Below are 20,556 nucleotides of genomic sequence, written 5' to 3'. Positions count from 1 at the left end.
GCCCCCGAAAAATGTTTCCGCAGATCAGTTGCCAATCAATGCCGGGACGATGGTCACGATCGACGGGAAGAACCACAAGATCGCCAACCCAACCACCTGGATTAGCACGAAGGGGAAGACCCCACGATAGATGTGCCCTGTGGTAACCTCTTTCGGCGCAACCCCCCGCAGATAGAACAGCGCAAAACCAAACGGAGGTGTGAGAAACGACGTCTGCAGGTTTACCGCAATCATGATCGTCACCCATTTTGGATCAAACGTGCCACCATAGATCACCGGCCCGACGATGGGGATCACGATGTAGATGATCTCGAGGAAGTCCAGAACAAATCCCAGAATGAACAACACCAGCATCACGATCAGGAAGACCTGAAGCTCACTATCAAAGCTTCTCAGGAACTGCTGGATGTAATGCTCGCCTCCGAAACTGATCACCACAAGGTTCAACAGCTGCGAGCCAATCAGAATGGTGAAGACCATCGAGGTCACCTTGGCCGTCTCACGCACCACCGGTGTCATTACCCCGCCAGTGAACAACACCCAGCAGGAATAGAACAACCCAAAGGCAGCATAGAGGTAAGCCGCGTAGGCGACAAAGAAGGCAACCCAGCTCTCAAAACTAACTTCGCTTCTGTTGATCCGCAGGTCAAAGTTGATCCCTACCAGCACCGACAGGATGATCGCAAAGGTCGACCATATAATCACTTTACCCGAGCGATCCTGATCTCTCAGCTTGCGATAGGCTGCCAGCATGATCGCTCCACCCGCCCCAAGCGCCGCAGCAGGCGTCGGGTTGGTGATGCCGCCAAGGATCGAGCCAAGAACAGCCACGATCAGAACCAGAGGTGGGAAGACGACACGGATCAGCTCATTCTCGGCCAGACGCGCGGCAGCATGGCTGCATCCATAAAGCGCCAACCCCAAAGGAATGGCGAGAATGATGACGGTCACTCCCGAGCTAGTCGAGGGCGCAATCAGTAAAATATCTGCCACCACCCCAAGGACCACCCCGATCCCGCCAATCAACAACGGCGCAGGTGTGGCCGATGGTTTGGCGCCACGCGCGACAACCAAGATCAGCGATAACATGACAAACAGGATTGCAACACCTGTGCCAATCGGTGCGGCTGCAGCCTCTTTCTGAGCCACGGCGGCCGCAATCTCTTCTTCAGACAGCGCTACACTTTTCTGCACGCCACCTGCGACATCGATTGCTTCCCCTTCAGCAATTGCCGCGTCCCAGGCTTCCTGCCCATGCAGATCGATCATTGATTGCTTGCACTCTTCCCCGACATTGGTACGCAGAGAGGCGGTTTGTCCTGCATCGGTGAAGCTGTCTACGGTCAGGCTCTGCGAGCCAATGATGTTGAGAGAACTCAGCAAGATCAAACCACCGATCAGCAGAACCGGCACGCCGGCAAACCAGGTGAAAGCTTCTCCTCGGGTCACTACCTCGGAAGTGCTCCCCTCAATTTGCACCGACGGCGCCTTGGACGGATTCATAAGCGCGTAACAGAACGCATACCCTGCATAGAGCAGCGCCAGCAGGATGCCCGGCAGAAGTGCCGCCTGAAACAGCGTGCCAACAGAAACAACCGCCGGAGACCCCAGATATGTGAGCGCATCCGTACATCCCGCCTCAATCGCTCGCGACTCCTGCGCAGCAGAGTAGAGATCACCGGCAAGGGTCCCCAGAAGAACGATCACGATCGAGGGTGGAATGATCTGCCCCAATGTGCCGCTCGCAGCGATGACGCCGGTTGCAATCTCGGGGCTATAATTGTTCCGCAACATGGTCGGCAGGCTCAACAGGCCCATAGTAACTACGGTCGCGCCCACGATCCCGGTCGAAGCTGCCAGGAATGCCCCCACGACCACAACTGATACGGCAAGACCACCCGGCAGCGGGCCAAAGACACGCGCCATCGTGGTCAACAGATCATTGGCGATTTTCGAGCGCTCCAGCGTGATGCCCATCATGACAAACATCAGCACCGCCAACAGCGTCTCGATCGACTGTCCAGCCAGCACACGCTCGTTCATCCGGTTGACGATAAAGCTGATATTGCGGTCCAGAGCGACCTCCCAACCCCGCACAAAGACTGGCTCCGCGATCCTGGGAAGGTCTGGATATCGGAACACCGACACCGTTTCAGATTTCACCCCCGAAGCGATCAGCGCATCATACGCCTGGCTACTGGTATCAATCGCCTGGTGGATAAGTAACCCAGCCGAATCCAGCGCCGCAATGATCCCAAATGAAATGATCCCAGCCCCACCAATGGCAAAAGCCACCGGAAAGCCTGACAAAATACCGCCAAAAAGGCAGAGAAAGACGATGATTAGGCCGACTTCGACGCCATCAAGTCCCAATAGCATGTTTCAAAGTCCCTTCAATGCGTGCCTTCGTAGGCTTCTTCACCTTCGCCAAGACTGTCCTTGTCGAGGTATTTGTTTTCGCTTTCGGGCCCTTCTTTCCATTCCAGATAGGATCGGTAGAAAAACGCGATTGCATGGATAAAGACCATCGCGGCAAAGGCCACCAGCAGAATCTTAAACAGGAAATAGCCATTGAAACCGTTAGGGCTGAAGCCGATGGTCTCAACATTCCAGCGCACCGCGCGGGACTTGAGCAACAACCGCTCCAGCGTGTCACTGGCCGAGGGCTTTGGCACGATCAGATGCCGCCACAGGAAATACCAGCCGTACATCCACGTCAGCACCGCCATCGGCATCATGAAAATCAGGCAGCCGACCATGTCGATCACCTTTTTGGTGCGGAACTTGACCGCTGAATAGATCAGATCGACACGCACATGCCCGCCCTGCACAAAGGTGTATGTACAGCAAAGGGCGACAACCAGCGCGTTGTAGAATTTCAGCTCTTCGCTCCACCAGCTGATATCAAGCTCCAGCGGAATGCCGAAGCCCAGCACGATATCCGGTCGAGCAAAAATTCGCTGAATGAATACGATGATGATCTGCTGGATCACCATCAACAGCCCAGCCCAGGCAAAGAAACGGCCAACCGCATTGGCGAACCCTTCCAGCACCCTGACACAACCCCACATAAACTGGTTCTTCCAAATGCCAAAAGCTGTCAGCACGAGGAAGGCCGTTAACACCACGTAGAAGAATTCGACCGAACCGCCGTAATAGACAAAGCGCATCAGCGCTTCCTTGTCGGACCAATTCAGCCACAGCTGCGGGTGGGTGATCGCGTATCCGAAATTGTAGAAGGCAAGGCCGATGTTCTGGAAAAACCAGAGAATTGCATCCAGCATGACACCCCTAATCCCTTAAGTGCGGGCATTTTTTGCCCGGCTTAGTTATCTCAGGCGGGCCCTTTCCAAGGCCCGCTCGAATATGTCATTTCCCGAAGGGTCAGTCAGCCGCCCATGACCCGGTCGCGCTGTGCACGATAGGCCTCGGAAGATTGCGAGATCCAGCCGGAAGACGACCGCATCGACGCAACATAGTCGTCATAGATTGACTTGAAGAGCTCATCGCCCATGAATTCATCATAGACCTGCTGGCTGGCACCGCCGAACGCGTCCCAAACGCTATCAGGAAATTCCAGAACCTTGACGCCGCCGCTGGCTAGGCGCGACAGCGCATCAGCGTTATTCATCAGGTACTGGCTGAGATTCCAGACATTGGCATGACCCGCCGAGATTTCTATCGCAGACTGCTGCGTCGGCGTCAGATCGTTGAACACGTCCAGATTCACGGCAGCCGACAGACCGGCCGATGGCTCGTGGAAACCAGCGGTGTAATAGAATTTGGCGATTTCTTGGAAGCCAACCTTTTCATCCGACCATGGGCCGACCCACTCGGTGCCGTCAATCGCGCCCGAGGCCAGCGCCTGATAGATCTCGCCGCCCGGAAGGTTCTGCACCGACACGCCCAGATGGCCAAGCGCCTTGCCACCTAGTCCAGGCATACGGAACTTCAGGCCCTGCAGGTCTTCTGGACCGTTGATTTCCTTGCTGAACCAACCGCCCGCTTGCGCCCCGGTGTTCCCGGCGAGGAAGGATTTGATGCCAAAGATCTCGCCCAGCTCATGGTGCCGCTCCATGCCGCCGCCATGATAGTACCAGTTGTTCTGCTCTGTCGCCGTCATTCCAAAAGGTACGCCGGTGAAGAAAGCAAAAGCTGGATGTTGGTTGACGAAATAATAATCAGCGGCGTGATACATATCGGCCTGCCCGGCTGTCACCGCGTCAAACACTTCAAACGCACCCACCAGTTCGCCTGCGTGTTTCACGTCGACGGTCAGCTTCCCGTCCGAAATGGCGTTGATGTTCTCTGCCGTCTTGTCAGCCGCATCTGCCAGACCGGCAAAACCGCGCGGCCAGGATGTCACCATGGTCAGCGTGCGCTTGCCTTCAGCATAGGCTGGTGCCGCCAATGTCGATGCGGCTGCTGCCGTGCCACCCAATGCCGTTTTTGTCAAAAATGAACGACGATCCATTTAGGTCTCCTCCCAAGTCGTATTATGCGCGCGGTCAGTTCCCCCGCACGCGGATCTTTATCGTGGGCAAAGCGTATCCCGCTCACGATGATTTGAAAATACCGACTACTGCGTAGAAAACCCGGTTTTTGTCGGGATTTCTCACCATACTGGCTTATTTTTCTGGGCATTTCTCGCGGTTGCGCGTATCGATTCCGCATGCGTTTGCTTCCGGACCGCCCTTGGCTGAACTACGGCCAGAAACTGTTTTTGGTCGCCACCCTGCCGTTTTTGTTGGCAGCGGTGGTCATCTCGGTGCTGGTCACACTGCAGTCGCGCCAACTGGCCGAACGGGAGATCAGCGCGCTCGAAGAACAGCTGATCGCCGCCAAACGGGCCGAATTGAAGAACTACCTCTCCATCGCCCGCACCTCCTTCATCAACATTTACGGGCGCGCCGCGCCGGATGACGAACAGGCCATGCTTGAGGTTACTCAAATTCTCTCGGCCATGCTCTACGGCCAGGATGGCTATTTCTTTGTCTACGACTATGACGGCAACAATCTTGTCAGTCCGCGCCAGACCGATCTCATCGGCAGCAACTGGATGGATCTAACCGACGCCAACGGCACACCCATCACCAAGGAACTGATCCGCATCGCGCGCTTTGGCGGCGGTTATCACAGTTATGACTGGAAAAAGCCCAGCACCGGCGAGACCGCACGCATGGTCAGCTATGTCATTGGCCTACAGGATTGGCGTTGGGTGGTTGGTACAGGGGTGTTCATCGATGATGTCTCAGCGACCGTGAATGCCGCCCGCGCGGGGGTCGAGGAACGTGTGCGCCGCACCTTCCTCTATATCGGAGGGATCACCCTCGCCGCTCTGGCTCTGGTTTTCACTTCGGGCATGTTCATCAACATTCGCGAGCGTCGCCTCGCCGACGCCAAGCTGAAAAAACTCACTCAGCGTGTGTTTGACGCGCAAGAGGAAGAACGCGGGCGTGTCGCCCGTGAACTGCATGACGGCATCAGCCAGATCCTCGTCGGTGTCCGTTATGCCCTTGAGGCAGCCAAGCGCCGCTTCGGAAGCGGAGACCCCGCCGCCGGAGACATGCTTAATCGCGGCCTTGATCACCTCGGCGGGGCTATACAAGAAGTGCGCCGTATCAGCCGTGACTTGCGCCCGGGTGTCCTCGATGACCTCGGTCTTGGCCCCGCCCTCAAGGCGCTGACTGATGATTTCGGCAAGCGCACAGGGATTGAAACCGAGTTTGAAACGGTCGTCTTCCGTAATCGCCTGGATGACGAAGCCAAGATCGCCCTCTACCGCGTCGCCCAAGAAGCGATGACCAACGTTGAACGCCACGCAGGCGCAACGCGCGTTTCCATAGACGTGCGCGGCCACAGCAAAGGTGCTACATTGAAAATCCACGACAACGGCATCGGCTTCGACAATGAAGCCCCCACTGCGCCCTCCAGCGGACTTGGCCTGCGCAATATGCAGGAACGACTGGAGCAATTGAACGGCACGCTGACCATTCGCTCTGGTCCCAAGGGCACAGAGATCGAAGCGACCGTTCCGCTCAGCCATATGTTGCCCCCAGAGAAAAGCAGCTCGGATCAGAAAAGGACCGCCGCATGACCAACGCACCCATTCGTGTTCTGATCGTTGATGACCATCCTATGGTCGCCGAAGGCATCCGGTTTTTGCTGGAAAATGAACCACAGATTGACGTGATCGGAACGCTCTCCAATGGTCAGGAAGTCATTGACCAGGTCGAGGACCTAAATCCCGACGTGATCCTAATGGATCTCAACATGCCCGGCATTGGCGGATTGTCTGCGACTGAAATCATCTTGGAGCGCCGCCCCGAAACCCGCATCCTGATCCTGTCGATGCACGACAGCCCCGAATACATCTCTTCAGCCTTGACACACGGCGCAGCAGGATATGTGCTCAAGGACGTGCCCACAGAAAAAATCAAACAAGCCATTCAGGCTGTCATGGACGGGCAACAGTATCTGTGCACCGGTGCCAAAGGCTCCATCAACCCCGCCAACCAACCGGACCGCGAACAGCTAACCAACCGCGAACAGACGATCCTGCTGCAACTGGCCCAAGGCAAATCCAACAAAGATGTGGCACAAGATCTCGATATCTCGATCCGCACGGTCGAAACCCACCGCAAAAACATCAAACGCAAACTCGGTATCAGCTCCACCGCCGGCCTCACCCGCTACGCCATGGAACACGGCGTGCTGCAAGGCACTGGGGCAAAGTTTTAAGGCACCGCACCTACTAGGCAGAATTTATGGCACAAGAAATTGAAAGAAAATTTCTAATCGACCAAACACACCCAGAAGTGACAGCCCTCATGCAAACGAAAGGTAGCCATATAAAGCAAGGCTACATAATGTCCGATCCGAAAGGCGTGGTCCGGGTTAGGCGCATGGATGACAAAGCATATTTAACCATAAAAGGCCCCAACACAGGCATTACACGCGACGAGTTTGAGTACCAGATTCCAGTTGAGCATGCCGAGCACTTGCTAGCAACAATGTGTTCCAAAATCATAGAAAAACAGCGATATGCATACCCGCTTGAAAACGGACATTTTGCAGAAGTGGATGTATTTCCCCAAATTGATCTTTGGTTGGCTGAAGTTGAACTTCCTACTAAAGACACCGACTTTCAAAAACCCGACTGGTTTCGCAAGGAAGTCAGTACAGACCCCTATTACTTCAACAATAATATCGCGAAGAGAATATAAACCTCTGCCAGCTTGGTGACAGCCCAGATGATCAGCTAACGCGCATTGAAGGGGCCGTCACGCTCCGGAACACTTTCTGTGCTATGATCGCCCCGTATATTTCGAACAAACGTAATTACGGAGGCTTTTATAATGACCAGCGATATCACAGCTGTCGGATTGGGTGCGATGGGTTCTGCCCTGGCAAGTGCGCTCTTAACAGCCGGACGCAAGGTGACGGTCTGGAACCGCACGATGGAAAAAGCGCAACCTTTGATATCGCAAGGCGCGACACCAGCTGCCACCCTGCCCGAAGCCATTGCCGCCAGCCCACGCACGGTTGTCTGTCTGATGAACTATTCGATTACCAACAATCTGTGCACTGATACCCAAGTCCAAAAAGCTGTCTCTGGTCGCAATATCATTCAACTTGGTACATCCACTCCAAATGAATCCGAAGACAGCCAAAAACAATTCAACAGCTGGGGCGCAGGTTACATTGACGGAACCATCATGTGCTGGCCGGGAAATATCGGCACCCCCACCGGCCGAATTGTCGTCGCAGGTTCAGAAACCGCTTTTGCAGATTGTGAGCAAGACCTTCGCATCTTGGCCGGAGACATGCGCTATGTCGGCTCGAACATCCGTGCAGCCGCCACTCTTGAATTGGCGTTCCTCTCACGTCTCCTTGGCATAATTTTCGGCTCGATACACGGCGCCCTCGCTTGTGAAGCCGAAGGCGTGCCGGTATCGGAGTTCACCTCTATTCTCCCGCCGGGGGACAGGGCCATTCCCTTGACTGAAACCATACATGCAGGATCGTTTGACCAGATATCCAAAGGCGGGGCATCTGTCGACGTCGCCGCCGAGGCGGTTACTGGCCTGTACGACCACGCAGTTTCGGCGGGCATCAACAACGAACTTCCGTCATTGATGAGAGAATGGATCAAACGCGCACAAGCTGCCGGATACGGGAAACAAGAAACATCTGCAGTCATCAAGCCCTTACGACGGGGCAATTAAATGTTCGTCACTTAAGGATTGGAACCAACCATCTTTGCAGCCAAAACCGTGCGCGCAATAAACGATTGTGAACTTAGCATCGAATCCTTCGCTCACTTTATTTGTTGAAACCGAATTCACTAAAACGATATTTTCACCCGCAAAATGAATAAACCTTCGGCCTAAGCCATCCAAAATCCGCTGAAAGTCTCATTCAAAGACAGCACCTTCCTGCACAGATCAGGGCAACCGCAACATCGCGGCAACCAACATCTGAAAGGACTTCACAATGATCAAACACGGTAAACTGCTTCTCCTGTCCGGCCTTCTGATCCCCGGCATCGCAATGGCACAGATCAATGCTGGCGACACTTTGGGCACCACTGAGGATGCCATCCGCACCGAGCTTGAATCGCAGGGTTACGTCATCTCTGAAATCGAATATGAAGATGATGAAATCGAAGTCGAGGCCACACTGGACGGTCAAGCCTATGAGATTGAGATCAACCCCAAGACCGGCGCGGTTCTTGAAGTTGAGCTCGAAGATGACGACGAGTCGGATGACAGCTAACAATTCGGTGGTGCGTTCATTAAGTTGAACGCACCATTCCACCGATCAGGAACATGATATGACGCGCTCGACCATTCTCTGGCCATTATTCGCCCTTCAGGCCTTGTGCTGTGCCTATTTCCTCATGGACATCACTTGGGATATGCTTTGGCCCGGCGCTGTGAATTGGCTGGCAGAAAGCGATGGAATCGAAGCCTTGGTCACCCTCGCCCTGTTCCTCAGCATGGCGTTCTCAGCCAATGAGCTGCGTCAGGTACTCCACCGTCAAAACCGCCTCGAAGACCAGATCAAAATCGCCTCAGGTGCGTTCTGCGAAGTTCTTGAGCAGCGTTTCAATGACTGGTCCCTCACCAGCGCCGAACGCGAGGTTGCCATCCTCGCCATCAAAGGTTTTTCAATCGCCGAAATGGCCGAGCTGCGGCGCACCAAACAAGGCACCGTCAAAGCGCAATGTGCATCGGTTTATCGCAAAGCAGATGTTGCAGGACGCTTGCAGCTTCTGAGCGTTTTCCTTGATGATTTGCTGGCTGAGAAACTGGTCACTTCAGGGCAGCCTACGGTCAGCTAGACACCGAAAACGCTTTCAACGCTCTTCGCAAAGAAAAAGGGATGGTTCAAAACCATCCCCTTCAACTTGCAACTGGATCTATTGCTCAGTCTTACGCCGCTTTCTTGCGCCGGCGTGTGGCCAATCCCAAAGCACCCAAACCGCTCAGTAACAGCAAACCACCAGCCGGTAGCGGCACTGCCGTGATGACATCACCGTTCAACGTCGCCTCGACACCGATTTTAGCGCGATTGTCGTCGAAGAACACGAGACGAATTGATTCTTCACCGCCTTCTCCCGCATCGAAATCGATGGTTGAAGAGGAGTTGATCGCACGTGTTCCAAAGAAGCTACCGATGACCACACCGCCAACTTCAAGCTGGAAGCCATCGTCCGAGGCAATTACGAATTGGTTGATGCCTTCGACAAGGTTAATCAAGCCTGTGAATTCGAAAATCGAACCAGACAGGGTCTGCGCTGCGTCCCCAATGATTGAAGGGGCATCCACACCCAGAAACTCACCCAATGTTGTTCCAAGTGTGTCGACCGACCCATCTGCACCGTTGGGGTAATCAATCCCGCTTGATTCAAACGTCGCATCTGCTTCGCGGAAATCAATCACGGCCAAGGCGTCGGCCAAGTTGTTTACGATATTGTTCTCAGGGCTACCTGGTGTCGGATCTGCTGTACCAGGGCAGCAATCGGTGCCCGGAATGGTATCCCAAAAACTTGCGCTGAATGTTACTGCAGAGGATGAAGTCGCTACCCCTAACCCAAACACAGCCGCGAGAACCGCGGTACTAAACATCTTCATTTCAATTGCTCCCTCGTTACAATTTTAACAAGTTACTAACTTCTGGATTAGCCTATAAGACCACTAACGCAATTTCCAGCACAAATTCAACGTATTTGAAACTTATTTTCGCCACGTTTCCAGCAACGAAACAAACGCCGATCAAGGCCAAAACTATACCCTCAACGAGAACACATATGAGTTAACCGATGATTCTTACTTCATCTGAATAGCCTCACGTCGATCCCTTACCACTGTAATCCGGTTCATGCAGCGATAGGCCGGCAAGTAATCGGCCACCGCGTAATGCATGGTGCAACGATTGTCCCAAATGGCCAGATCCCCGGCCCGCCAGCGCCAGCGGATCTGATCCTCGGGCTTGTTCATATGGTTGGCCAGCCACACCCGCAACCCATTGCTTTCATTCGTGGTAAGCCCGATGATATGGGTGACAAAGGCCTCGTTGTAGTTCAGAAACTTACGCCCTGTGACTGGATGCTCCACAATCAGAGGCCGGAAGTTGTGGCCAAACCGGGTCATGCCACCATTTAATGCCTCCGGACTGGCATCAAAAGAATTGCGGAAATCCCCCATATCATGCACCGCGCTCAACCCGTCCAGATCGGCTTTCATCCCTGCGGGCAAGCGATCATAGGCCGCGTAACAGCTCGACCACATCGTATCGCCCCCCACCTCGGGCACCACCCGCGCCACCAGGATCGAGGCAAAAGGCTGCTGCGCCTTAAAGGTCAGGTCAGTGTGCCAACTGTTCGTGTCCGGCGGCGCACCGCTGTCGTTTTCCAGTTTCACGATGCGATCAAAGCCATCGACATGGGGATAAAGCGGATGCGGTTCGTCAATCTCACCAAAACTGGCCGCCAAGGCCATATGCGTCTCAGGCGTGATATCTGTGTCGCGCAGAAAAATCACCTGATGTTCCAGCAAGGCCTGATATAGCCCCTCGCTCACCATGTCTGTCAGCCGCGCTGTCAGATCCACGCCTGTGATCTCTGCCCCTATCGCTGGGGTGACCTTTGCGATATCCATGTTCTCAACCTCCCAAGTGAATGCCACGCTCTGCTACCCTAACGATCCGTTATTCATTGAATGATGCAGTGCGGCTTTTCATCAATATCACCTACAAACATTCAAATTCATATTGATGAATTCCACAAAACGGCATTACCAAAGGTTATGAAGAATTACCGCCGCCTCCTGCCCTCCACCTCCCGGCTCGTCGCCTTTGCCGCTGTTGCCGAAACCGGCAGCATCACCGCGGCAGCCGAGGCTCTGAACCTCACGCAGGCCGCGATCAGTCGTCAGTTGCGCGAATTGGAAGACTTCATCGGTCAGCCTCTGGCCACCCGCACACCCAAAGGCGTGGTGCTCACCCGTGCCGGGCAAAGATTAATCGCCGACTTACCCGCAGCACTTGATCAGATCTGCAGCGCCGTTGCCGAGACCATTGAGATCGGCAAAACCCCAAATGTTACAGTGTTTTGCGATCACAGCCTGACGACAAGCTGGCTCAATCGCAAAGTTCTGGATTTTGAGCGGGAATACCCAGAGATCAACATTCAAGTCTTATCGTCCAATCGAAGCCCGGAAACCTTTGTCGGGCAATTCGATATCGCCGTCCTCTATGGGCGCCCCGAGGGAACAGCCTACGACAGCAAGCTGATCGCACCTGATCGCGTATTTCCGGTGGCCGCCCCCACCGTGATCGCGCAACTTCCTAAAAATCCGAGCCTGCTAACACTACAGGACTTTCCGCTGATCGATTTTGCCCAGAAACGCAGGGATTGGCTGCATTGGGCAGATTTTCTCAAGACCCACGGCATCGACAATCCCCCAAACCCAAAACTCACCTTCGACAGCTATGCCATCGCCATTGAGGCCGCGCGCTTGGGTCAAGGCATCCTGCTTGGATGGCAGTTGGTGCTGGATCAACACCTGCAAGACGGTTCCCTACAGCCAGTTGGCCCATGGGAAATGTCCTCTCCCGGCGGCTTGCGCGTACAATTTCCAACCAGAAACTTATCAGCACAAACAGAACGTTTTATTACCTGGCTCTGCTCTTGATACTCTACGGCACAAATGCTGATCTCAGCCGAAAGGCGCGCTTTCTATATCGCGCCATTACGCTATAGTACTTGAGTACGGATCGCGATTACTTGTCTCTTTCCATGTAGATATGCACCGAATAAGTTGAGTAATCCGTATTAAGACTTCCGCCTGTCTTGAGGACGATGTCGCCTTTTACGTATACCGGTTTCTCGCGGCCTCTACGATCTTTGGCGACCGCCTGTCTGTATCCATGCTTTTCGAGTACTTGCTTGACACTACCATAAAGGCCATTTTCCTGCCCCCTACGAAGTGGCGAAAATCTGATAGAGCAGCTTGTGAATTTTCGATTGGTACGCGCCTCAACCTTCACTTCTGGTTTAATTTTTATAAGTGGGAAATTCAGCTCCGACTTAACGTATTTCTTGTTTCGCTTTTCATATCCATGTTTCTGGAGTTCCGATGGATTTGTCGTATGATTCTCTACAAGCCTAAGACATGCCAAAGCGGCGACCCCCGCTTCCTTCTTGATGTTTAGCGGTGTTCCTGCAAATGAAACGTCTGCCTGCGCACTGATAAAAATCAAAGCTGCAGCCAAAATAGATGTACTTCTGGATCTATCAAAACGCATGTGATGCACTTGCCCTCAACTCATACTCTCTCGCGTCAGCAGAAGTATCACCTGTAACCCTGTGCTGCAATCAGTTTAAGTATTGCAACTTTGAAGGCGCACTGCAGTCTTGCGTTCTAAACGAAATTTTTGCTCAAAAACGCCATCACCGGATCTGAAAACAGCTTCGGCTGCTCGACCAACCCAAGGTGTTTCAACTCCGGCACAATCACCACATCAGCCTCGCCGATCTCTTTGGCGATGGCCCAGCTCATCGCCGGAGTCGATCCGCTGTCGAACTCGCAGGTCATCACTAATGCCGGATGCGTAATCGGCGGTTCAGGCCGGATCAACTCCACCACGCCCTCGGCCAGCACTTGCCGGTGCTGGGCATAGTTTTTGTGGTCATTGGCCAGGATCACATCCCGCACCGCCGCCACCTGATCGGGGTGGTCGCGGTGAAAGCCTTCGGTGAACCAGCGCTCCAATGCCGCGTCAATCGTGGCCCCAGGCCCGCCCTCGCCGCTTTGGCGGGCGTATTCCTCAAACCGTTTCTGCGCTTGTTCGCCGCGTTCATGCGGTGAATTCAGGATTGCCAGCGCCGACACGCGATCCGGATGATCAATCGCACAGCGCCGGTTGATCATCCCACCCAGCGAAAACCCAACCAAAGCGGCCTGCGCAATGCCCAGCTCATCCATCAGCGTAATCAGCTGCTCGCTCAGCACTGTCAGGCTGGGGTCCTGCTCCGGCAAAGCCGTCGCGCCATGCCCACATAAGTCATAACTCAACACCCGGTATTTTTCCGCCAGCACCGGCGCAATCGGCCCCCAAGTGCTATACCGATCCATCCCCAACCCATGAATGAGCGCCACAACGGGCGCTCCTTCCGGGCCGGTCAGCTCATAAGATGTTCCCGCTTGACTGACCGCCATTTACACCCCCGCCGGGTTATCAAGATCATGCCCCATCTCTTCGAGGTCCTTGTAACGGTCGCCGATCCGGTGGTTCGGATGCCCGCCAACAGTGGCCCCCAACGCAACGATAATCTCGTCTTCGGCCGGGGCATCCGGCACACAGATCTGAATGGTTTGATAATGCGAACGTTTGCCGCCATCGTCCTTGTCCATACACGGGATGATCAGCGCCGTACCTGCTGCCCCGCGCGTATTGGCAAAGACCATATAGCTCTTGGCCTTGACCGCATCGCGGTACTGGTTACCAAACCACAGTGTGTGGGTCATGCCCTGCCCGTGCTCCTGCTCCCCCCCCATGCCGACGACCGAGGCCTTGCCATAGCCCTCAACCGCACCATCGGTTTCCTTCATGATCATATCGGTCAGCAACTTGCCCAGAACCGGGCCGTGCTCACGAATTTCAGGGCCCATATCTTCGACATGCCCACGGCCAAACCACGGGTTTTTGATAATCGCCATAGCGGCAACCATCTTGGTCGGCTCTGCGACCTCTTTCCAGCCTTCCTTGTACGTGGTTTGCACCGTGACCAGCGTGCGGCGAATTTCTACTGCCATTGTCTTATCCTTTTAAACCTGCAGCCGAATTATCTAAATTCCGGCAAAACCTGATCGATAAACAGCTTGAGCGAGCGCTTCTGCTGATCCATATCCATTCCCATCGAGGCATAGTAGATGAACCCATCCACCCCAAGTGCCTCATAAGGCTTAAGTTTTTCAATCACCTGCTCGGGCGAGCCGAACATCAGGTTCTCTTCCAGCATCTGCGGGTCAACCCGCGCATTGCCCTCAAGGCTGTCCAGCGGCACCTGCTCAGGGAAGCCGTTCACAACATCGCCAGATTTCATCAGCAGGTTGCCAAACTGGCTCAACTGCACGCGGATGGAATCAATCGCCGCCTGACGGTCGGTCTCGTTGTCATAAACCGCAGTGTGGCGCATCATCGACCAACGACCGTCGTACTTGCCGCCGTTCTTGGCAATCGACTCGTCCAGTCGCTGGCGATAGGTCTCAGCTTCGGAAAACGGCATGGTCAGCGGCCAGCTCATGATGTTGCAGCCATTTTCAACCGCGTAATCAAAGGTGATCGGCGCGCGGGCGGCCACCCAGACCGGCACCTCTTTCTGCACCGGTTTTGGGCAAGATGTCGCGCGTGGGAACTGCCAGAACTCGCCGTTGTGCTCGTAATCGCCCTGCCACAGCTTTTGCACCACCGGCAGCATTTCCTGCATGTAGCGCCAGCTGTCACGCTGATCGAGGCCCGGCTTCATCCGGTCAAACTCTCTTTGGTAAGCGCCCGACCCGATGCCGAACTCCAGACGCCCATCGCTGATCAGATCCAGAAACGCAGCTTCGCCAGCTAGATCAATCGGATGCCAATAGGCCGCGTTCACCACGCCCACACCCAAGCGAATATTTTTGGTATGCTCGCCCCACCAGGTCAAAATCTGGAACGGGTTAGGTGCAATGGTCATCTCCATCGCATGGTGCTCCGCCGCCCAAGCGATCTCGAAGCCGGCTTCATCGGCCATCTTGACCATCTCCAGCGTGTGATCGCGCACCGCCTTCATGTCGGTCGCCGGAGTCATACGCTCAAGGTTAATTGCCAGTTGGAACTTCATGTTTTTACTCCTTAAATCAGCGCATCTGGAAGGGGTTTGAAATCGGCTCGTTTGAGATATTCATCCAAACCGTTTTGGGACGGGTGTAGTCATAGACCGCCTGGAATCCACTTTCGCGGCCATAGCCCGAGCCTTTCATGCCGCCAAATTCTGCCACCGGCGAAATCACACGGTAGGTGTTGATCCAGACAATTCCGGCCCGCACCGCGCGCGACATCCGCAAGGCCCGCGCGCTGTCACGGGTAAAGATCCCGGCGGCCAGCCCATGTTCGGTATCATTGGCCAATGCCAGCGCCTCGGCCTCGGTTTTGAACCGCAGCACCGACAGCACCGGGCCAAACAGTTCTGTATCGGCGATCTTCAGATCGGAACTGGGGCAGTCCAGAATGGTTGGCTCAAAAAACAGGTCACTGCCCGCATCCGCGCGTTTGCCACCACACACCAGCTTGGCCCCCTGCTCGACAGCAAAGGCCACTTCTGACTCGATATTCTCGATCTGTCCGCGGGTACACAACGGCCCCATCTCGGTCTCTTCCGCCATCGGATCACCGATTTTGATGCCCGCCGCGATCTTGGCCATTTTTTCGATGAAAGCGTCAGCCACATCTTCATGCACAATCAAACGCGACCCCGCCACACAGCTTTGGCCAGAGGCGCCAAAGATCCCGGCAACTGATCCGTTCACCGCACTGTCCAGATCCGCATCATCAAACACGATGAAGGGGGATTTTCCGCCCAGTTCCAGCGACACTTCGGCAAAATTATTGGTGGAATTCATCAATACATGCTTGGCCGCCATCGGCCCACCGGTGAACGAGATCCGCGCCACCAGCGGATGGCTGGTCAGTGTTTTGCCACATGGATCACCGTGCCCGGTTACGATATTAACCACGCCATCGGGAATACCCGATTCGGCAATCAACTTACCAAATTCAAGGATCACAGCTGGGGCATGTTCGCTGGTCTTCAGCACCACGGTGTTACCCGCCGCCAGCGCCGGACCAACCTTCACAGCGGTCAGAAATAGCTGGCTATTCCACGGCACTACAGCCGCAATCACGCCCAAAGGCTCGCGGTCGGTAAAGACAAACATATCTGGCTTATCAATCGGCAGCGTGTCGCCGTTAATTTTATCCGCCGCCCCTGCATAGAACTGCAGGAATTCACTGATATATTTCGCCTGCCAGCGGGTTTCCTTGAACATCTTGCCACTGTCACGGGTTTCCACCGCACCCAGCTCTTCTGACTTTTCCGCCAACAGATCCGCCAAACGGCGCAAACATTGTCCGCGCTGCGTTGGCGTCATATTGGCCCATGGGCCGTCATAGCAGGCCACATGCGCCGCCTTCACGGCGCGGTCAACATCTTCCGCAGTGGCTTCAGGCGCCGTGGCCCAAACTTCGCCATTGGCGGGGTTAAACGTGTCAAAGGTGCCTCCGTCCGAGGCACCCACCCATTCGCCGTCAATCAGCATTTGATAGTTTATTGTCATTCTGAGGTCTTTCACTCGGCCGCAACGGCCATAATCTGATCTTGCGGGATAACGCTGTGATAGCAGCCATCGCGATAGGTCAGTGGGCGGCTTTGCCCGTCGCTGACGCTGCGCACATGACCCAGCACGATCAGGTGACTGCCCGAGCGCACCGCCTGATCCAGATCGCAGCAAAACACCGTCGCATCAGACAGGCCCGGCATTCCGTGAGTAGTGTCGCCATGCGCGATACCCTCAAACCTGTCTGACACGTCGCGATCGTGACGTCCGGCAAATCGGTCAGCAACATGCGACGCCCCTTCTGCCAACACGTTCACGGTGAACTCACCATTTTCGGTCACTGCCTTGGCGATACGGCTTTCCGCAAACAAACAGACCAGCACGGTCGGTGGGTCAGCGGAAACCGAGGAAAACGCGCTGACGGTTGCACCCAGTTTGCCTGCAGGGCCATCTGTGGCCACAACCGTGACAGAGGAGGCCACACCGCGCATGGCTGAAATGAAGGCGTCCCGCGCCACAAGGTTTTGTTCTGTATTTGACATTTGCGTCTCACCTGTTCGCACCAGAGAAGATGTCACTAGATTTGCCACAGATTCTTAGTTTTGAAAAACGAATTGTTTTGCTTGATAAGTTCGAAAATTCCGAATTATAAATTTCCCCATGAATATCACCTCGCTCCAGACCTTCCTTGCCATCGTCGAGACTGGAAACCTGATCCGCGCCTCGCAAAAAATGAACGTGACGCAATCCACCGTCACCGCCCGCCTGAAAACGCTAGAGGAAGAGGTCGGCCAGCAACTGCTGAACCGCCAAAAATCCGGCACCACATTGACCCCGGCTGGCACAAAGCTATTGCGTTATGCCCGGATAATGGTGGGGCTCTGGCGGCAGGCCCGGTATGAAACCAACTTACCTGTGGGTCTGGAAGCGGTCTGCACCTTTGGCTGTGATCGCGAGTTGTGGCACGGCCCCGGGCAGAATTTTTTTCACGGTGTCGTTTCCCGTCATCCGGAAATGGCCGTTTCCGTTCATCAAGGCAGCGCCAAGGAACTTGAGGATTGGATCACATCTGGCATCGTCGACGTCATCATCACCTATGAAAGCATCGCCCGCACCGCCCAGACCGTCTATGCCCTGCCGCCAGAGAAATTGGTACTTCATTCAGACGACCCGGAGTCATCGATCAGCGAGGGGCCGAATTACATTTTTGTTGATCACGGAGAGGAATACCGCCAGCAGCACGCCGAAACCTATCATTACACTGGCGTAGCTCGCACAAGTTTTGACAGTTCCCGCTGGGCGCTCGAATATCTTCTTTCAGCCGGAGGCTCTGCCTACTTGCCTCGCGCCCTGGCCGATCCCCATGTGAAAGATGGTCGATTGTTCCCCCTGGCAAAAGCGCCAATCTATGAACGCAAGAAATATCTTGTTGTAAACGACACCGCGGCACAGAACTGGGACTGGTTTTTACCACTCGTTCACGATCTTCAGTCCGAATAACAAATCCTCAATTATAGTTTTATTTCTCTTTGGGCGCGTTTCTACGTCTTTTGGGCGATTTTTGTACGACACCCGCGTACAACTTCTACAACATGTACATGAATTCGTTGATGACATGAGGGGAAGAAAATGACTGATCCGTATCAAAAATCCATGATGGAGAACCTTTACTGGTGGGGCATCCCGACAATGTTCCGCACCCCACACGAGGGCCCTGAAGGCCAGGACATCGCCCTTGTCGGCGTCCCCCATTCCACCGGCAACGGCACTACTGAGCGCGATCAACATCTTGGCCCTCGCGCCCTGCGTCATGTCTCTGCTGTACAGCGTCGCGCGCATATGGATTTCCAAATTGATCCATGGAATAGCGCAAAAATCGCCGATGTGGGTGACGTGCCCTTCCCCCGTGCCAACGATAACGAAGATTGTATCGAACGCATCACTGAGTTTTACAAAGACATTGATGCAGCCGGCGCTCGCCCTGTATCTATCGGCGGAGATCATTCGATCACTGGTGGCATCGTTCAGGCTTTGGGTTGCGGTAAACTTGCCCAAAATCAACCTGTTAGCTTCCTTCATCTGGACGCGCACACCGATGTCTTCACCAAGGTTGACCATTTCCTCGGCGCCAAAAAATCCGCTGCACACTGGGGCGCCTACCTTGCAGACCAAGGCAAGGTTGATCCAAGCCGCTCTATGCAAATCGGGCTTCGTGGCCATCCCCGCAGCCTTGATTGGCTGCAACCCTCGTATGACTATGGCTACAACGTTGTTACCATGAAAGAATTTCGCAAACGCGGCCTAGAGGAGGTCGTGGCTCAAACAAAAGAGGTTTTGGGGGATCGCCCTGTCTATATTACCTTTGATCTCGATTGCCTTGACCCAACTGTCGCCCCGGCGGTTTCCAACCTTGAGCCCGGAGAAAAAGGCTTCGACATTGACGAAGCCGTCGGCATCATCCGTGCCGCGCGCGGCCTGAACATCATCGGGGGGGATGTCGTCTGCATGATGCCTACCAAAGACAGTCCCAATAACATAACCGCCCTGACAGCAGCGGCGGTGATGTTCGAAATGATCTCAATGATCGCGGAAAACACTGTAGCGCAGAACAGTTTAAGCTCATAGTAACAACGTGTTGCGGTACATGAGCGGCAAAAATATTTGCTGAGATGTGGTTCACGTCTCGGCAACTCCCATAATTTACAGTGAGAAAACGCTAAGATTCACCGTTTCCAAATTATGACCATTTCAAACAAGAATACCCCGATTAACATTATATTGCTAAACAATAGGTGGAAACGTTAATAATGTTACTCGCAAGTTATCCACAGGTCATCAATAACAATTATCATTTAATTACAGTGTGTTAATTAATTTTTCCACGCGGAATCGGAGTGTGATTCAAAAGTCACGCCTTATTTTTGCCACATTTGTGACGCAAAATATTCACACTTCCGGAGCTCGATATTATTGTTAAGAGTTCTTCGCCAAGCCTGACGCGGGAGTTTTTTAAGGAGTAAAGCCAATGTTTATTACGGCACAAAAACCGCCTGAACCGAAACCTTCGGACAAGAAGACCAAACCGTCGCTGCAAAAGCAGACCAAGGTCATTTCAGCTCAGGTTTTTAACGACTTCGCCGCTATTTGATGCGGACATAAAAAAGGCCGCCTCCCTGCCGGAGACGGCCCTTTTCTTTTGCAATCTGGATGCCAAATGGGCTTAACCCACCAGCTCCAGACCTGAGAAGAAGAATGCAATCTCTTCTGCAGCAGTTTCAGGCGCGTCCGAGCCGTGAACCGAGTTTTCACCGATAGACAAAGCGTATTCTTTGCGGATGGTGCCTTCGGCAGCTTCTGCTGGGTTGGTTGCGCCCATAACTTCGCGATTTTTCGCGATGGCATCTTCACCTTCCAGAACCTGAACAACAATTGGCTCAGAGATCATGAATTCGCACAGTTCGTCAAAGAATGGACGCTCTTTGTGAACGCCATAGAATGTCTGCGCTTGTGCCAATGACAGCTGGATGCGCTTGGAGGCAACGATACGCAGGCCAGCTGCTTCGAATTTTGCTGCGATTTCGCCGGTCAGGTTACGCTTGGTGGCATCTGGTTTGATGATGGAGAAGGTGCGTTGAATAGCCATGTCAGCCTCTTTTTCAGTTCACTCAAACGGCCG

22 protein-coding genes are annotated in these 20,556 nt (G+C 54.2%); 10 read left to right on the top strand and 12 right to left on the bottom strand.

The genetic code is table 11. The annotated features are described in order from the left end of the window. Window positions 1-24: 24 nt before the first annotated feature. The 3 genes from ROA7450_RS02155 to ROA7450_RS02145 all read right to left on the bottom strand — a co-directional run bounded on the left by ROA7450_RS02155 (window position 25) and on the right by ROA7450_RS02145 (window position 4,474). A complete protein-coding gene (locus tag ROA7450_RS02155) occupies window positions 25-2,379 on the bottom strand; it encodes a TRAP transporter large permease (RefSeq protein ID WP_085804012.1) in 2,355 nt (784 codons plus the stop codon). A 14-nt stretch (window positions 2,380-2,393) separates the two neighbouring features. Then, window positions 2,394-3,284 carry a TRAP transporter small permease subunit gene (locus tag ROA7450_RS02150; RefSeq protein WP_085804011.1) on the bottom strand — a complete coding sequence of 297 codons (891 nt, stop codon included), beginning with the start codon at window positions 3,282-3,284 and terminating at the stop codon, window positions 2,394-2,396. Window positions 3,285-3,388: 104 nt separating this feature from the next. Further along, on the bottom strand, window positions 3,389-4,474 hold the full coding sequence (locus ROA7450_RS02145; protein WP_085804010.1) for a TRAP transporter substrate-binding protein: 1,086 nt from the start codon (window positions 4,472-4,474) through the stop codon (window positions 3,389-3,391). Between the two features lie 198 nt (window positions 4,475-4,672). Between ROA7450_RS02145 and ROA7450_RS02140 the strand changes: the two genes are divergently transcribed. The 6 genes from ROA7450_RS02140 to ROA7450_RS02115 all read left to right on the top strand — a co-directional run bounded on the left by ROA7450_RS02140 (window position 4,673) and on the right by ROA7450_RS02115 (window position 9,346). Next, on the top strand, window positions 4,673-6,097 hold the full coding sequence (locus ROA7450_RS02140) for a cache domain-containing protein (RefSeq protein ID WP_085804009.1): 1,425 nt from the start codon (window positions 4,673-4,675) through the stop codon (window positions 6,095-6,097). After that, complete coding sequence (locus tag ROA7450_RS02135; protein WP_085804008.1) at window positions 6,094-6,741, top strand: response regulator transcription factor; 648 nt, start codon at window positions 6,094-6,096, stop codon at window positions 6,739-6,741. The genes ROA7450_RS02140 and ROA7450_RS02135 overlap by 4 nt, the downstream gene beginning before the upstream one ends. 26 nt (window positions 6,742-6,767) lie before the next feature. Further along, a complete protein-coding gene (locus tag ROA7450_RS02130) occupies window positions 6,768-7,226 on the top strand; it encodes a CYTH domain-containing protein (RefSeq protein ID WP_085804007.1) in 459 nt (152 codons plus the stop codon). A 132-nt stretch (window positions 7,227-7,358) separates the two neighbouring features. Beyond that, the gene (locus ROA7450_RS02125; RefSeq protein WP_085804006.1) at window positions 7,359-8,228 is read left to right on the top strand and encodes an NAD(P)-dependent oxidoreductase; all 870 of its coding nucleotides are present in this window, start codon (window positions 7,359-7,361) and stop codon (window positions 8,226-8,228) included. Between the two features lie 268 nt (window positions 8,229-8,496). Next, window positions 8,497-8,778, top strand: coding sequence for a PepSY domain-containing protein (locus tag ROA7450_RS02120; protein ID WP_085804005.1), 282 nt, complete (start codon window positions 8,497-8,499; stop codon window positions 8,776-8,778). A 58-nt stretch (window positions 8,779-8,836) separates the two neighbouring features. Beyond that, window positions 8,837-9,346: a helix-turn-helix transcriptional regulator gene (locus ROA7450_RS02115; RefSeq protein ID WP_085804004.1), complete on the top strand. Its 510-nt coding sequence runs from the start codon at window positions 8,837-8,839 to the stop codon at window positions 9,344-9,346. A 91-nt stretch (window positions 9,347-9,437) separates the two neighbouring features. Here the strand turns inward: ROA7450_RS02115 and ROA7450_RS21235 are convergent, their stop codons facing one another. After that, the gene (locus tag ROA7450_RS21235) at window positions 9,438-10,139 is read right to left on the bottom strand and encodes a VPLPA-CTERM sorting domain-containing protein (protein WP_085804003.1); all 702 of its coding nucleotides are present in this window, start codon (window positions 10,137-10,139) and stop codon (window positions 9,438-9,440) included. A 195-nt stretch (window positions 10,140-10,334) separates the two neighbouring features. Beyond that, window positions 10,335-11,165, bottom strand: a complete 831-nt coding sequence (locus ROA7450_RS02105; RefSeq protein ID WP_085804002.1) for a TauD/TfdA dioxygenase family protein — start codon at window positions 11,163-11,165, stop codon at window positions 10,335-10,337. Between the two features lie 147 nt (window positions 11,166-11,312). Here ROA7450_RS02105 and ROA7450_RS02100 point away from each other — a divergent pair, with 147 nt between their 5' ends. Then, on the top strand, window positions 11,313-12,200 hold the full coding sequence (locus ROA7450_RS02100) for a LysR family transcriptional regulator (protein WP_159453980.1): 888 nt from the start codon (window positions 11,313-11,315) through the stop codon (window positions 12,198-12,200). 88 nt (window positions 12,201-12,288) lie between these two features. Here the strand turns inward: ROA7450_RS02100 and ROA7450_RS02095 are convergent, their stop codons facing one another. From ROA7450_RS02095 to ROA7450_RS02070, 6 genes are all read right to left on the bottom strand, one after another. Next, complete coding sequence (locus tag ROA7450_RS02095) at window positions 12,289-12,813, bottom strand: hypothetical protein (RefSeq protein ID WP_085804000.1); 525 nt, start codon at window positions 12,811-12,813, stop codon at window positions 12,289-12,291. 116 nt (window positions 12,814-12,929) lie between these two features. Continuing rightward, window positions 12,930-13,727 carry an alpha/beta fold hydrolase gene (locus ROA7450_RS02090; protein ID WP_085803999.1) on the bottom strand — a complete coding sequence of 266 codons (798 nt, stop codon included), beginning with the start codon at window positions 13,725-13,727 and terminating at the stop codon, window positions 12,930-12,932. After that, window positions 13,728-14,324 (bottom strand): amino acid synthesis family protein, encoded by a 597-nt coding sequence (locus ROA7450_RS02085; protein WP_085803998.1) that lies wholly within the window; start codon window positions 14,322-14,324, stop codon window positions 13,728-13,730. Window positions 14,325-14,353: 29 nt separating this feature from the next. After that, complete coding sequence (locus tag ROA7450_RS02080) at window positions 14,354-15,388, bottom strand: LLM class flavin-dependent oxidoreductase (RefSeq protein ID WP_085803997.1); 1,035 nt, start codon at window positions 15,386-15,388, stop codon at window positions 14,354-14,356. 16 nt (window positions 15,389-15,404) lie between these two features. Then, window positions 15,405-16,880 (bottom strand): aldehyde dehydrogenase, encoded by a 1,476-nt coding sequence (locus ROA7450_RS02075; protein ID WP_234999382.1) that lies wholly within the window; start codon window positions 16,878-16,880, stop codon window positions 15,405-15,407. A gap of 11 nt (window positions 16,881-16,891) precedes the next feature. After that, window positions 16,892-17,422: a flavin reductase family protein gene (locus ROA7450_RS02070; RefSeq protein ID WP_085803995.1), complete on the bottom strand. Its 531-nt coding sequence runs from the start codon at window positions 17,420-17,422 to the stop codon at window positions 16,892-16,894. Between the two features lie 118 nt (window positions 17,423-17,540). Here ROA7450_RS02070 and ROA7450_RS02065 point away from each other — a divergent pair, with 118 nt between their 5' ends. The 3 genes from ROA7450_RS02065 (at window position 17,541) to ROA7450_RS21395 (ending at window position 20,028) form a co-directional block, all read left to right on the top strand. After that, entirely contained in the window at window positions 17,541-18,380 is an 840-nt protein-coding gene (locus ROA7450_RS02065) for a LysR family transcriptional regulator (protein ID WP_085803994.1), read from the top strand. Window positions 18,381-18,509: 129 nt separating this feature from the next. Then, window positions 18,510-19,505 (top strand): arginase family protein, encoded by a 996-nt coding sequence (locus tag ROA7450_RS02060; RefSeq protein WP_085803993.1) that lies wholly within the window; start codon window positions 18,510-18,512, stop codon window positions 19,503-19,505. Between the two features lie 400 nt (window positions 19,506-19,905). Beyond that, on the top strand, window positions 19,906-20,028 hold the full coding sequence (locus ROA7450_RS21395; protein WP_268808434.1) for a hypothetical protein: 123 nt from the start codon (window positions 19,906-19,908) through the stop codon (window positions 20,026-20,028). Window positions 20,029-20,100: 72 nt separating this feature from the next. On the opposite strand, the gene ndk is transcribed toward ROA7450_RS21395, so the two are convergent. Next, on the bottom strand, window positions 20,101-20,523 hold the full coding sequence (gene ndk, locus ROA7450_RS02055) for a nucleoside-diphosphate kinase (protein ID WP_085803992.1): 423 nt from the start codon (window positions 20,521-20,523) through the stop codon (window positions 20,101-20,103). Between the last annotated feature and the right edge of the window lie 33 nt (window positions 20,524-20,556).

Origin of the sequence: Roseovarius albus (assembly GCF_900172335.1) — a bacterium.
Taxonomy (GTDB): Bacteria; Pseudomonadota; Alphaproteobacteria; order Rhodobacterales; family Rhodobacteraceae; genus Roseovarius; species Roseovarius albus.
The sequence above is the reverse complement of the archived record's forward strand: the minus strand, read 5'-3'. Positions and strand labels throughout refer to the sequence as shown.

Excerpts from the sequence above, each read along its gene's own strand:
- ROA7450_RS02090 (WP_085803999.1), bottom strand. The coding sequence starts at position 13,727 with ATGGCGGTCAGTCAAGCGGGAACATCTTATGAGCTGACCGGCCCGGAA.
- ROA7450_RS02060 (WP_085803993.1), top strand. The coding sequence starts at position 18,510 with ATGACTGATCCGTATCAAAAATCCATGATGGAGAACCTTTACTGGTGG.
- ROA7450_RS02125 (WP_085804006.1), top strand. The coding sequence starts at position 7,359 with ATGACCAGCGATATCACAGCTGTCGGATTGGGTGCGATGGGTTCTGCC.
- ROA7450_RS02145 (WP_085804010.1), bottom strand. The coding sequence starts at position 4,474 with ATGGATCGTCGTTCATTTTTGACAAAAACGGCATTGGGTGGCACGGCA.
- ROA7450_RS02105 (WP_085804002.1), bottom strand. The coding sequence starts at position 11,165 with ATGGATATCGCAAAGGTCACCCCAGCGATAGGGGCAGAGATCACAGGC.
- ROA7450_RS21395 (WP_268808434.1), top strand. The coding sequence starts at position 19,906 with ATGTTTATTACGGCACAAAAACCGCCTGAACCGAAACCTTCGGACAAG.
- ROA7450_RS02095 (WP_085804000.1), bottom strand. The coding sequence starts at position 12,813 with ATGCGTTTTGATAGATCCAGAAGTACATCTATTTTGGCTGCAGCTTTG.
- ROA7450_RS02150 (WP_085804011.1), bottom strand. The coding sequence starts at position 3,284 with ATGCTGGATGCAATTCTCTGGTTTTTCCAGAACATCGGCCTTGCCTTC.
- ROA7450_RS21235 (WP_085804003.1), bottom strand. The coding sequence starts at position 10,139 with ATGAAGATGTTTAGTACCGCGGTTCTCGCGGCTGTGTTTGGGTTAGGG.
- ROA7450_RS02070 (WP_085803995.1), bottom strand. The coding sequence starts at position 17,422 with ATGTCAAATACAGAACAAAACCTTGTGGCGCGGGACGCCTTCATTTCA.
- ROA7450_RS02085 (WP_085803998.1), bottom strand. The coding sequence starts at position 14,324 with ATGGCAGTAGAAATTCGCCGCACGCTGGTCACGGTGCAAACCACGTAC.
- ROA7450_RS02130 (WP_085804007.1), top strand. The coding sequence starts at position 6,768 with ATGGCACAAGAAATTGAAAGAAAATTTCTAATCGACCAAACACACCCA.
- ROA7450_RS02080 (WP_085803997.1), bottom strand. The coding sequence starts at position 15,388 with ATGAAGTTCCAACTGGCAATTAACCTTGAGCGTATGACTCCGGCGACC.
- ROA7450_RS02155 (WP_085804012.1), bottom strand. The coding sequence starts at position 2,379 with ATGCTATTGGGACTTGATGGCGTCGAAGTCGGCCTAATCATCGTCTTT.
- ROA7450_RS02140 (WP_085804009.1), top strand. The coding sequence starts at position 4,673 with ATGCGTTTGCTTCCGGACCGCCCTTGGCTGAACTACGGCCAGAAACTG.
- ROA7450_RS02065 (WP_085803994.1), top strand. The coding sequence starts at position 17,541 with ATGAATATCACCTCGCTCCAGACCTTCCTTGCCATCGTCGAGACTGGA.
- ROA7450_RS02135 (WP_085804008.1), top strand. The coding sequence starts at position 6,094 with ATGACCAACGCACCCATTCGTGTTCTGATCGTTGATGACCATCCTATG.
- ROA7450_RS02100 (WP_159453980.1), top strand. The coding sequence starts at position 11,313 with ATGAAGAATTACCGCCGCCTCCTGCCCTCCACCTCCCGGCTCGTCGCC.
- ndk (WP_085803992.1), bottom strand. The coding sequence starts at position 20,523 with ATGGCTATTCAACGCACCTTCTCCATCATCAAACCAGATGCCACCAAG.
- ROA7450_RS02115 (WP_085804004.1), top strand. The coding sequence starts at position 8,837 with ATGACGCGCTCGACCATTCTCTGGCCATTATTCGCCCTTCAGGCCTTG.
- ROA7450_RS02120 (WP_085804005.1), top strand. The coding sequence starts at position 8,497 with ATGATCAAACACGGTAAACTGCTTCTCCTGTCCGGCCTTCTGATCCCC.
- ROA7450_RS02075 (WP_234999382.1), bottom strand. The coding sequence starts at position 16,880 with ATGACAATAAACTATCAAATGCTGATTGACGGCGAATGGGTGGGTGCC.